7 protein-coding genes are annotated in these 12,010 nt (G+C 67.1%); 6 read left to right on the top strand and 1 reads right to left on the bottom strand.

Going from position 1 to position 12,010, the window contains the following annotated elements; translation table 11 throughout:
- Window positions 1-86 precede the first annotated feature (86 nt).
- Window positions 87-2,810, top strand: a complete 2,724-nt coding sequence (gene acnA / locus M1E25_RS06285) for an aconitate hydratase AcnA (protein WP_308290394.1) — start codon at window positions 87-89, stop codon at window positions 2,808-2,810.
- 338 nt (window positions 2,811-3,148) lie between these two features.
- Here the strand turns inward: acnA and M1E25_RS06280 are convergent, their stop codons facing one another.
- Window positions 3,149-4,453 carry a phospholipase D-like domain-containing protein gene (locus tag M1E25_RS06280; protein ID WP_251410904.1) on the bottom strand — a complete coding sequence of 435 codons (1,305 nt, stop codon included), beginning with the start codon at window positions 4,451-4,453 and terminating at the stop codon, window positions 3,149-3,151.
- Window positions 4,454-5,801: 1,348 nt separating this feature from the next.
- On the opposite strand from M1E25_RS06280, the gene ngcE reads away from it, so the two are divergent.
- From ngcE to M1E25_RS06255, 5 genes are all read left to right on the top strand, one after another.
- Window positions 5,802-7,220, top strand: a complete 1,419-nt coding sequence (gene ngcE, locus M1E25_RS06275; protein ID WP_251410901.1) for an N-acetylglucosamine/diacetylchitobiose ABC transporter substrate-binding protein — start codon at window positions 5,802-5,804, stop codon at window positions 7,218-7,220.
- A gap of 47 nt (window positions 7,221-7,267) precedes the next feature.
- Window positions 7,268-8,284, top strand: coding sequence for a carbohydrate ABC transporter permease (locus tag M1E25_RS06270; RefSeq protein WP_251410898.1), 1,017 nt, complete (start codon window positions 7,268-7,270; stop codon window positions 8,282-8,284).
- Between the two features lie 22 nt (window positions 8,285-8,306).
- Complete coding sequence (locus M1E25_RS06265; RefSeq protein WP_372500533.1) at window positions 8,307-9,233, top strand: carbohydrate ABC transporter permease; 927 nt, start codon at window positions 8,307-8,309, stop codon at window positions 9,231-9,233.
- A 204-nt stretch (window positions 9,234-9,437) separates the two neighbouring features.
- Window positions 9,438-10,637 carry an ROK family transcriptional regulator gene (locus tag M1E25_RS06260; RefSeq protein ID WP_251411069.1) on the top strand — a complete coding sequence of 400 codons (1,200 nt, stop codon included), beginning with the start codon at window positions 9,438-9,440 and terminating at the stop codon, window positions 10,635-10,637.
- Between the two features lie 121 nt (window positions 10,638-10,758).
- On the top strand, window positions 10,759-11,853 hold the full coding sequence (locus M1E25_RS06255; RefSeq protein WP_251410895.1) for a sugar ABC transporter substrate-binding protein: 1,095 nt from the start codon (window positions 10,759-10,761) through the stop codon (window positions 11,851-11,853).
- Window positions 11,854-12,010 lie beyond the last annotated feature (157 nt).

The following is a 12,010-nucleotide window of genomic DNA, read 5'->3' as shown; positions in this document are numbered from 1 at the left end:
TCAGTAAGCCTTGCCTCAGCGGATCGGCCGGACGCCGTGGCGGCAGGATCGTGGTAGTTACGCGCATATTGATGAAGGAGACTGTCGTGTCGGCGAACAGCTTCGACGCCCGCAGCACGCTGCGCGTGGGCGACGAGTCGTACGAGATTTTCCGGCTGGACAAGGTCGAGGGCGCCGCGCGCCTTCCCTACAGCCTGAAAGTGCTGCTGGAGAACCTGCTCCGCACCGAGGACGGCGCGAACATCACCGCCGACCACATCCGGGCCCTGGGCGACTGGGATGCGAGCGCGCAGCCGAGCCAGGAGATCCAGTTCACCCCGGCCCGCGTGATCATGCAGGACTTCACGGGCGTGCCCTGCGTGGTGGACCTCGCCACGATGCGCGAGGCCGTCAAGGCGCTGGGCGGCGACCCGGCGAAGATCAACCCGCTGGCACCGGCCGAACTGGTCATCGACCACTCCGTGATCGCCGACAAGTTCGGCACGCCGGACTCGTTCGCCCAGAACGTCGAGCTGGAGTACGGGCGCAACAAGGAGCGCTACCAGTTCCTGCGCTGGGGTCAGACCGCCTTCGACGAGTTCAAGGTCGTCCCGCCCGGCACCGGCATCGTCCACCAGGTCAACATCGAGCACCTGGCCCGCACCGTCATGGTCCGGAACGGTCAGGCCTACCCGGACACGCTCGTCGGCACCGACTCGCACACCACCATGGTCAACGGCCTGGGCGTGCTCGGCTGGGGCGTCGGCGGCATCGAGGCCGAGGCCGCGATGCTCGGCCAGCCGGTCTCCATGCTGATCCCGCGGGTCGTCGGCTTCAAGCTGACCGGTGAGCTGAAGCCCGGAACCACCGCCACCGACCTGGTGCTCACGATCACCGAGATGCTGCGCAAGCACGGCGTCGTCGGCAAGTTCGTCGAGTTCTACGGCGAGGGCGTCGCCGCCACCTCGCTCGCCAACCGCGCCACCATCGGCAACATGTCGCCGGAGTTCGGTTCCACCGCCGCGATCTTCCCGATCGACGACGAGACCATCAACTACCTGCGCCTGACCGGCCGTTCCGACCAGCAGCTCGCGCTCGTCGAGGCCTACGCCAAGGAGCAGGGCCTCTGGCTCGACCCGGCCGCCGAGCCCGACTTCTCCGAGAAGCTCGAGCTGGACCTGTCCACCGTCGTCCCGTCGATCGCCGGCCCGAAGCGCCCGCAGGACCGCATCGTCCTGGCCGAGGCCAAGCAGCAGTTCGAGCGGGACGTGCGCAACTACGTGTCCGACGCCGAGGACGCCGACGAGGCGGGCATCGAGTCCTTCCCGGCCTCCGACGCCCCGGCGGTCAGCAACGGCGCGCCGAGCAAGAAGGTCAAGGTCACCTCCCCCGACGGCACCGAGTACGAGATCGACCACGGCGCCGTCACCGTCGCCGCGATCACCTCCTGCACCAACACGTCGAACCCGTACGTCATGGTCGCCGCCGCCCTGGTGGCCAAGAAGGCGGTCGAGAAGGGCCTGAGCCGCAAGCCGTGGGTGAAGACCACGCTCGCCCCCGGGTCCAAGGTCGTCATGGACTACTACGACCGGGCCGGTCTGACGCCGTACCTCGACAAGATGGGCTTCAACCTCGTCGGCTACGGCTGCACCACCTGCATCGGCAACTCCGGTCCGCTTCCGGAGGAGGTCTCCAAGGCCGTCAACGACAACGACCTGGCCGTCACCTCGGTACTCTCCGGCAACCGCAACTTCGAGGGCCGGATCAACCCCGACGTCAAGATGAACTATCTGGCCTCCCCGCCGCTGGTCGTCGCGTACGCTATCGCCGGCTCCATGAGGACCGACATCACCACCGAGGCGCTCGGCACCGACTCCGATGGCCACCCGGTCTTCCTCAAGGACATCTGGCCGACCGAGGCCGAGGTCAACGAGGTCGTCGCCTCCGCGATCGGCCAGGACATGTTCTCCTCCTCCTACGAGGACGTCTTCGCCGGTGACGCCCAGTGGCAGTCGCTGCCGATCCCGACCGGTAACACCTTCGAGTGGGACGCCGAGTCCACCTACGTCCGCAAGCCCCCGTACTTCGAGGGCATGACGATGGACCCGGCCCCGGTCGAGGACATCGCCGGCGCCCGGGTGCTCGCCAAGCTCGGAGACTCGGTCACCACCGACCACATCTCCCCGGCCGGTGCGATCAAGGCCGACACTCCGGCCGGCAAGTACCTCACCGAGCACGGTGTGGAGCGTCGCGACTTCAACAGCTACGGCTCGCGCCGCGGGAACCACGAAGTCATGATCCGCGGCACGTTCGCCAACATCCGCCTGCGCAACCAGATCGCGCCGGGCACCGAGGGCGGTTACACCCGCGACTTCACCCAGCAGGACGGTCCGGTGTCGTTCATCTACGACGCCTCGCGCAACTACATGGCCGCCGGTACCCCGCTGGTCGTCCTCGCGGGCAAGGAGTACGGCTCCGGCTCGTCCCGTGACTGGGCGGCCAAGGGCACCGCGCTGCTCGGCGTCAAGGCCGTCATCGCGGAGTCGTACGAGCGCATCCACCGCTCGAACCTCATCGGCATGGGCGTTCTGCCGCTGCAGTTCCCCGAGGGCACCTCGGCCGAGTCCCTCGGCCTGACCGGCGAGGAGACCTTCTCCATCACCGGTGTTGCCGGCCTCAACGAGGGCGGCATCCCGGAGACCGTCAAGGTGACGACGGACAGCGGCGTCGAGTTCGACGCCAAGCTCCGCATCGACACCCCCGGCGAGGCGGACTACTACCGCAACGGCGGCATCCTGCAGTACGTGCTGCGCTCTCTGATCCGCAAGTAGGCGAACGGCTCCACCCGGACGGGCCGCACACCATTCGAGGTGTGCGGCCCGTCCGCGTCTCCGGTTCCGTCCGGCAGCCGTTCCCCGGCCCGGTGAGCCGTCCAGGAACACGAACACCTCGGTGGAAGCAGCCTTCTCACGGGCGAGGAAGCACAGCGCCGAGCCGGGCGGATCGACGCCGGCCGGGTGACGAGCACACGCAAGCTTCTGATGGACATGCGGTCTCGGTCGTGACCCCGTCCACCAGGAGCTTCTCCATGTCCGGATGCAGCCCACCCCGACTGTCCGCCGAATCGGCCGGGTCGGAAAGGCTCGCACACGGTCCGCACGGAGAATGCCTATTCCCGGGCTTGCCTCGGATCGATCGGAATCTCCCGAGCCGTATTCTCGGCGCGCTCCTCGGCGATCAACTGCCTTGCCGTGGTCCCGCAGCAGCGTTCGTACTGGTTCTGCCAGTCCGTCATGAACAAGTCGTAGGTGGACCGCCCGACCAGCCTCAGGTCCGACTCGTCGTTGTGCCAGATGCCGTTGCTCGTCCAGTTCGAGGAACCGACGAACACGATCCTGGAGTCGGCCGCCCCCGCGTAATTGCCGCTGACCATCATGTACTTGTTGTGCGTGTAGTGCAGGGCGTTGCCGTTGGCGTCGGTGCCGCGGCTGGTGTCGTGCACGTCGATGTTCGGCCGGTTCTTCAGGTAGTCCTGCACGCTGTCATCGACCATTCCGGCGGTGATCAGAATGTTGATCTTGACGCCGGTCCGGGCCAGGCTCACCAGCTTCTTCGGCAGCTCCAGATAGTTCCGGTCACCCGGCTTCCCGTGAGAGGTCCACTGGAACATGGCGATGTTGATCGTGGCCGGCGCCTTGATGTTGTCCAGGAAGTCGACCCAGGTGTCGCTCTTGCTGCGCGCCTTGGGCCACTGGTAGGAGTGCGGCGTGAGTTTCCTGGCGTCCTTGCCGCTGGTGGAGTTGTAGTAGTCGGGCGCCAACGGGCCCGGACCGCCCAATGCCCCCTTGGCCATGGCGGTGAAGTAGCGGACGTAGGAGTTGTACAGGGCGACGTTGCCCTTGACGGTGGCGCTGCTGTTCCACGCGGTGCTGACCTGGGCGGAGGTGGGGTTGGCGCTGCTGACGGTCACCGTCCTGTTCGCATCGGATCCGCCGCTGAGCATGTAGTACTTCGCGTGCAGGGAGGAGCCGCCGAAGTGGGACAGACAGCCGCCCGGGCACAGCGCGGCGAAGCTGGAGGCTCGCGGATCGTTGCCCAACTCGGTGACCATCGACTGCCAGGTCGTATTGTCGCTGTGGACGTCCATCAGCGCCTTGACGATGACTCCGCGCTGGTGGGCGGCGATCAGGGCGTTGGCGAAGTCCGGGCCCGGCTGTGCTTTGCCGATCGAGTACATGGCGACGCGTACGGTCTGCCCGCAGCCGGCGCTGTTGATCGACTCGATGATCGGGCCCATGATCTTCATCCGGGCGACGGGGTCCTCCGGGTCGCTGAAGCGCGGGCCCGGGCTGGACGTGAACGTCCGATGCTCGCAACTGAGCGGGGGCTTGGCCTTCTTGACCGCGGCCTGCGCCGTTGTCAGCGGCAGCATGGTGACGACCAGCGCGGTGATCAACGTGATCGTTCGCTTCATGGGCGGCCTTTCGGTGGGCTGTTGATGATGAAGAGTCGGGTCGCCACAAGGCCCACACGCGCGATGCCGCCGGAGGCGGGACCTCCTGCTGGGCCACCGATCGGCGCATCGCAGGATTCCTCGAGCAGGGTGGGCCAAGGGGCGTTGTTCTGCTGGTCGGCCGATGGACAGTCACCGTGGGGAGAGCGACGGCCGTCCGGCGTCGCGACCCCGTCCATGCCGTCGGGATGGCGCTCGTGCCCCTGCGGTCACCTGCCGCTGACACCTCCGCGGCCACGACTGCGGCGGCGCCTTCGCCCCCGGCAAAGCTGGGAAGGGCATACGAACTCTTTCGGGTTCGTGGATTTCGATTTCGCAGCGCGATCGCTCGCGCTGCGCCGAGACTGTCGCATCGATGGCGACAGCGGGATGACGAAACTTCAAGCCCCCGGAGTGTCCTGAAGATTGCCACGAGCGCCGATGGCGAGCGGCGCCTGCACCCCCCACTTCCCTTGCAGCGGACCGACGGGCAAGTGCCGAGCAGGCGCGCTCACAACTCGAACCGGCCCACTCTTCCTTCGGAAGATTACCACGTGAGCTTCACGTAAACTCTACAATCGCCCTAAGTGGGGATACCGAGGCTTTCCAGCCCGGTTGAGCCGCAAGTCCGTCGGCGCGGAACGCTGAGTGCTGAGTGTGGCGTGGGGCCACTGAGATCCAGATGGTTCTGACGGTGGAGAAGCTGCTGTTGGTCGTCGAGGCTGCAACCCCCCCGACCGGGCGATGGGTTGCCGGCCGTGGCCCGGCCACCTGACCCGATCGGGGCCGAGCGGCTCGTGCTCCGGCACGTCGAGGGACGCGTACGGGGATGGGCAAGGGCAGCTGCGCTGCGCGCTGCTCGACCAGGTCGGAAATGCCTCGCTCCCGGGCTTCCGGCGTTCCGACCCGAGGTGAGCCGTCGGCGAGGCGGGTTCCGGCGCTAGAAGCGATGCGCGAGCCACCTGAGGCCCAGGAACCGTGCGGAGCAAGCTGTTTCCGGTCCGTTGCCCGCCGGGGGAATTCCGGTGAGGTCTCAACTCGGGAAAGACTGCAGCCCAAACCTGTATTCGATGTTGCCCAGGTCGCGAGAAGTGGACTATACCTGTCGGCGTCCGAGCGGCCGCGCGACTGGGCCGTGGACCCGGGGGGAGATCGGGGGCGGGACGGCAGGGGCTCATGGTGTCCACTGCCGCGCCGGCCCGGCCCGAACCGGAGCACCAGGCACTACGCAGCTTCAAATGACCGCGGTGGCGGGGCCCTTCGCCGGAGGCGACTTCAGTCCGGGCGACCGGTACACCGCCTGAGTCCTGGAGAGGGCGAGGACTTGAGCATGGGATCCACCTCCGAATTCGGCCGTCGTGATCTGATCAAGAAGGCCGCGGCACTCGGCCTCGTTACTGTTCCGGCGATGAGCGCCCTCAGTGCGTGCGCCACGTCCGGTGGCGACGACCGGAAGGTCGAGAAGGGAAAGAAGACCGATTCCAATCCGTTCGGCGTGAACGAGAAGGCCGGATTGGAAGTGGTCATCTTCGACGGCGGCTTCGGCACGCAGTACGCCAAGGACGCGGCGAAGGACTACGAGAAGAAGTACGGCGCGGTCAAACTCAAGGCGACCCAGGACATTCAGCCGCTGCTCCAGCCACGGATGGTCGGCGGCACCCCGCCGGACCTGGTGGACAACTCCGGTGCCAAGGCGATGGACGCCGCGACCCTCATCGCCAAGGGCCAGATCGCCGATCTGACGCCGCTCCTCGACGCACCGTCGTACGACGATCCGGACAAGAAGGTCCGTGACATCCTCGTGCCCGGCACCATCGAGATGGGCCAGTACGGCGATGACAAGTGCTACCGCCTGAACTACGCGTTCACCACCTACGGTGTCTGGTATTCGAAGAAGACCCTCGAGGACAACGGCTGGGAGTATCCCAAGACCTGGGACGAGATGCTCGCCCTCTGCGCGAAGGCGAAGAAGAAGGGCATCGCGGGCTGGACGTACGCGGGCAAGTACCCGTACTACATCGCGTTCGCCCTGTACCCGTTCATCGCCAAGATCGGCGGTAGTGACGTCATCAAGGCGATCGACAACCTCGAGCCGAACGCCTGGAAGCACGACGCCGTCCTGAAGGCCTTCGAGGCCTACTACGAGCTGGAGGCCAAGGGGTACATCCTCAAGGGCACCCCCGGCCTGGATCACATTCAGTCGCAGACGCAGTGGACCAAGGGCAAGGCCCTGTTCATCCCCAACGGTTCCTGGGTGGAGAACGAGGCCAAGGCCACCACACCGAAGGACTTCGAGGTGACGATGGCGCCGCCGTCGAGCCTCGACTCCTCCGACAAGATGCCGTTCGAGACCATCTGGGCGAAGGCGGACGAGCCGTTCATCGTGCCGAAGCAGGCCAAGAACGTCGAGGGCGGCCTGGAAATGCTGCGCGTCATGCTCAGCAAGAAGGCCGCGCAGAATTTCGCCGAGCTGGTCTCGTCGCTGACCTGTGTCCAGGGTGCCACCGACGGCATGGACCTGCCGCCCGGCCTCGCGTCGTCGAGCCAGGCCCTGAAGGACGCCGGCGACAACGTGGTCAATCCCCGTATCCGGGACTGGTACCAGACCCTGGACAAGGAGAAGATCGGCGGCATCCTCGCCGAGATGATGGCGGGCCGCATGAAGCCCAAGGAGGCCGTCTCGGCCATCCAGAAGGCGGCCGACGAGACGGCCAAGGACGACTCGATCAAGAAGTACAAGCACAGCTGACGGCTGGGGTCCGGTCGGTCGGAGGACGAACATGGAACGGGGCGGGCATGGCGACTGACAGCCGTGTAGTGGCCGATGAGACCACGGCAGGTACGGCGAAGGGTCCGGGTGTCGGCGGCTTCGCCGCCTCCCGGCACTACCGGACCTTTGTCAAGTACCGCTTCATTGCGGGCTTCCTGGCGTTTCCGCTGGCCTTGTACGGTGTCTTCGTCATCTCGCCCTTCTTCCAGACGTTCTACTACTCGTTGACCGACTGGACCGGTTACAGCAGCGACTTCGCGTTCATCGGCCTCGACAACTTCGGCAGGCTGCTCGAGGACGGTCTGTTCTGGAAGGCGCTGGGCCACAACCTGGTCCTGCTCGTCTGCCTGCCGCTGCTGGCCCTCGGGCTCGGCCTGTTCTTCGCCTTCATGCTCAACGTCGGCGGTCGCCACGCCCGTGGCGAGGCTGCCGCCGGCGTCCGCGGGTCCCACATCTACAAGATTGTTTACTTCTTCCCGCAGGTGCTGTCCGTCGCCATCATCGCGGTCCTGTGGGGCAACATCTACAACCCGCAGGGCGGACTGCTCAACGGCGTGCTGAACGCGGTCGGCCTGTCCTCGCTCGAGCAGAACTGGCTGGGCGACCCCGGACTGGCCCTCTCGTGCGTGCTTGCGGTGATGGTGTGGGCGAACGTGGGCTTCTACGTGGTGCTGTTCTCGGCCGCCATGGGCTCGATCCCCCGGGACATCTACGAGGCCGTGCTGCTCGACGGCGCGAGCCGGATGACCACCTTCTTCCGGATCACCCTCCCGTTGATCCGGGACACCGTTCAGACCGGCTGGGTCTACGCGGGCATCATGGCGCTCGAGACGTGCTTCGCCTACGTCCACATCATGACGGTCAACCAGGGCGGACCGAATTACTCCACCCTGGTGCTTCCCGTCTACCTCTACAACAAGGCGTTCCGTGACGGGCAGGCCGGCTACGCCACCGCTGTCGGTGTCGCGTTGCTCCTGGTCACCATGCTGTTCGCAGTGGTGGCGATGGGGCTGGGCCGTCGTCGCGACCGCATCGAGTTCTGACGTGAGCGGGGAGAACGCAACGATGAGCACCGCACAGCCGGCCGAGATGTCCGGTACCACCCCGGCGGGAGTCCCGGCGGCGTCGCGCGCCTCCGCGGGCAGGTCCCCGGGCTCCCGGAGCGAAGGCCGGACCCTCGGCGTCTTCTCGCAGGGGTTCCTCGTCCTGTGGGCTTGCATGGCCGCAGGCCCCCTGCTCTGGGCAGCCATGAGCTCGCTCAAGACCGACGGGCAGATCCTGGAGAGCCCGTGGTCGCTGCCCACCTCGCTGAACTGGGAAAACTGGGTCCGCGCATGGAACGGCGCCCACATCGGCGAGTACACCCTGAACTCGCTGGTCGTGGTGATCCCGTCGGTGCTCGGCACGATGCTGCTGGGCTCGATGACCGCCTACGTCCTGGCGCGTTTCGAGTTCCCCGGCAACCGTTTCATCTATTACCTGTTCGTCGGGGGGATGACCTTCCCGGTCATCATGGCGATCGTGCCGCTGTTCTTCGTGATGAAGAACCTCTCCCTGCTCAGCACGCCGCATGGCCTGATCCTGGCCTACATCGCCTACTCGCTGCCGTTCACCACGTTCTTCATGACGGCGTTCTTCCGCACCCTGCCCGGTGCCATCGCCGAGGCGGCCATGATCGACGGGGCTTCGCACGCACGGGTCTTCTTCCAGGTCATGCTGCCCATGGCCAAGCCGGGGCTGGTGAGCATCGGCATCTTCAACTTTCTGGGTCAGTGGAACCAGTACCTGCTGCCGATCGCCCTGAACACCGAGGACCCCGACAAGGCCCTCCTCACGCAGGGCCTGGCGACCCTCGCGGTGAGCCAGGGGTACAAGGGCGACTGGTCGGGGCTGTTCGCGGGTCTGACCATCGCGACGCTTCCCGTGCTGGTCGTCTACACCGTCTTCCAGCGCCAGGTCCAGGCGGGACTGACGTCCGGCGCCCTGAAGTAGCGGTGCCCGGTCTTCCGGCGAGGCGGCCCCGACGGGGCCGCCTCGTTCGCCGCGGGGAGGCGTTCGACGAACGAATGGCTCGTCGCGACCCCTTGACGCGAGACAGTCTGTACGGCTGAGCTTAGAGTTCACATGTTGTAGACGGCGGGCCACACCGGGGCCCGGATGCGTCGTTTCTGGCCTGCTGGGAGTGATCAGACCGTGGTGGAGACTCCGGGATCGCAGTCGTCCCTGCACCGGGCCAACCTGGAGCGGGTCGTGCGCGCGGTACGGCTCGTCGGCTCGCTCACCCAGGCGGAGATCGCCCGCGCCACCGGGCTGTCGGCGGCGACGGTCTCGAACATCGTCCGTGAGCTCAAGGACCGCGGAACGGTCGAGGTCACCCCCACGTCGGCCGGCGGGCGGCGCGCCCGGAGCGTGTCGCTCAGCGGTGACGCCGGCGTCGTCGTCGGCGTCGACTTCGGCCATGCCCACCTGCGGGTCGCGGTCGGGAACCTCGCCCACCACGTGCTCGCCGAGGAGGCCGAGCCGCTGGATGTCGACGCCTCCGCCGCGCAGGGCTTCGACCGGGCGGAACGCCTGGTCAAACGACTGGTGGCGAGCACGGGCGCGGGAGCGGAGAAGGTCATCGGCGTCGGCCTCGGCGTCCCCGGGCCGATCGACGTGGAGACCGGCACGCTCGGCTCAACCGCCATCCTGCCGGGGTGGACCGGCATCAACCCGCGCGAGGAGCTCGCCGGCCGGCTCGGCGTTCCGGTGTACGTCGACAACGACGCCAACCTGGGCGCGCTCGGCGAGCTGGTCTGGGGCAGCGGTCGCGGCGTCAAGGACCTCGCGTACATCAAGGTCGCCAGTGGTGTCGGTGCCGGCCTGGTGATCAACGGCCGCATCTACCGGGGCCCCGGGGGGACCGCCGGAGAGATCGGGCACATCACGCTTGACGAGTCGGGGCCGGTGTGCCGCTGCGGCAACCGGGGCTGCCTCGAGACGTTCACCGCCGCGCGGTACGTCCTCGGGCTGTTGCAGGCCAGTCACGGTGCGGATCTCACCATGGAGCGCGTCGTCTCCCTCGCCCGTGAGGGAGACCCCGGCTGCAGGCGGGTCGTCGGCGACGTGGGTCGGCACATCGGCAGCGGCGTCGCGAACCTGTGCAACCTGCTGAACCCGAGCCGCGTGGTGCTCGGCGGCGACCTCGCGGACGCCGGGGAACTCGTCCTCGGTCCGATCCGCGATTCGGTCGCGCGCTACGCGATCCCCAGCGCCGCCCGCAGGCTCTCGGTGGTCCCCGGGGCGCTGGGTGGACGGGCCGAGGTACTCGGTGCACTCGCTCTGGTGCTCAGCGAGATGGGGGACTCGACCCTGCTCGACGGATCCCTTCGCGGGAAGACTCCTGCATTCATTTAGATAACGAATGGCACCGTTGCCGTCTCGATGACGTTTTACTTCTTGACGTGCCGTGCGGGGCCGAGTTGACTGCCAGCCACCTCGGCCGCAGGGGCGCGGCCTCGTCTGGGAGGTTTCACTCATGAACGCAACGATGCGTCGAGTCGTCATCGGTACGGCCGCGGTCTCGATGGCGCTGTCCGTAGCCGCCTGCGGCAAGGCCGGCAGCGACAACGCCGGCGACGGCGGAAGCGACAACAAGACCATCGGGCTTCTCCTTCCGGAGAACAAGACCACGCGCTACGAGACGTTCGACCGGCCGTTGATCGAGGGGAAGATCAAGTCCCTCTGCAAGGACTGCAAGGTCGCCTACAACAACGCCAGCCAGGACGCCGAGACGCAGAAGAAGCAGTTCGACGCCCTGATCACCAAGGGCGTCAAGGTGATCATCCTGGACGCGGTCGACGCCACCGCCACCCGGACCTGGGTCGACGCCGCGGCCGCCAAGGGCGTCAAGGTCGTCGCCTACGACCGGCTCGCCGAGGGCGACGTCTCCGCGTACGTCTCCTACGACAACGAGAAGATCGGTGAACTCCAGGGCCAGGGCGTGCTCGAAGCCCTCGGCGACAAGGCCGCCGACAGCCGTCTCGTGATGATCAACGGCTCGCCGACCGACCCGAACGCCGGCCTCTTCAAGAAGGGCGCGCACACGGTCCTCGACGGCAAGGTCAAGAAGATCGTCTACGAGCAGGACATCCCGGACTGGTCGCCGGACGAGGCCAACAAGAAGATGGCCGCCGCCATCAGCTCCCTCGGCAAGGACGGATTCGACGCCGTCTACTCGGCGAACGACGGCATGGCGGGCGGTATCGCCACCGCCCTCAAGTCGGCCGGTGTGAAGGGCGTTCCGGTGGGCGGCCAGGACGCCGAACTCGCCGGGCTGCAGCGGATCCTGGCCGGCACGCAGTCCTTCACCGTCTACAAGGGCATCAAGCCCGAGGCGGAGACCACCGCCGAGATCGCGGTGAAGCTGCTGAACGGCGACGACCCTGCCTCGCTCACCCCGCAGAAAGCCGACAGCAAGAGCGAGAAGGGCATCCCGACCAAGCTCTACACCGCGACGATCGTGACCAAGGACAACATCAAGGACACGATCATCAAGGACAAGGTCTACACCGCGGACCAGATCTGCACGAAGGACTTCGCCGACGCCTGCAAGAAGGCCGGCATCAAGTAGTCCCGCCGCGGGATCCCGGGCAGGTCCGGGATCCCGCCCGGCCGGCCCATCCGGCCCGTCCCGCCGGAACCCCGGCAGCTGTCCGGCCTCCTTTACCCGGGCAACTGCCGCGGGCCACCAACCCGTTCACCGCGCGCGGCGCGGTACCCCCGCCGGT

It is taken from the genome of Streptomyces meridianus, assembly GCF_023703325.1.
Taxonomy (GTDB): domain Bacteria; phylum Actinomycetota; class Actinomycetes; order Streptomycetales; family Streptomycetaceae; genus Streptomyces; species Streptomyces meridianus.
The sequence above is the reverse complement of the archived record's forward strand: the minus strand, read 5'-3'. Positions and strand labels throughout refer to the sequence as shown.

Coding starts and splice junctions, on each gene's coding strand:
- M1E25_RS06270 (WP_251410898.1), top strand. CDS start 7,268: ATGGCGACTGACAGCCGTGTAGTGGCCGATGAGACCACGGCAGGTACG.
- ngcE (WP_251410901.1), top strand. CDS start 5,802: ATGGGATCCACCTCCGAATTCGGCCGTCGTGATCTGATCAAGAAGGCC.
- M1E25_RS06280 (WP_251410904.1), bottom strand. CDS start 4,453: ATGAAGCGAACGATCACGTTGATCACCGCGCTGGTCGTCACCATGCTG.
- M1E25_RS06265 (WP_372500533.1), top strand. CDS start 8,307: ATGAGCACCGCACAGCCGGCCGAGATGTCCGGTACCACCCCGGCGGGA.
- M1E25_RS06255 (WP_251410895.1), top strand. CDS start 10,759: ATGAACGCAACGATGCGTCGAGTCGTCATCGGTACGGCCGCGGTCTCG.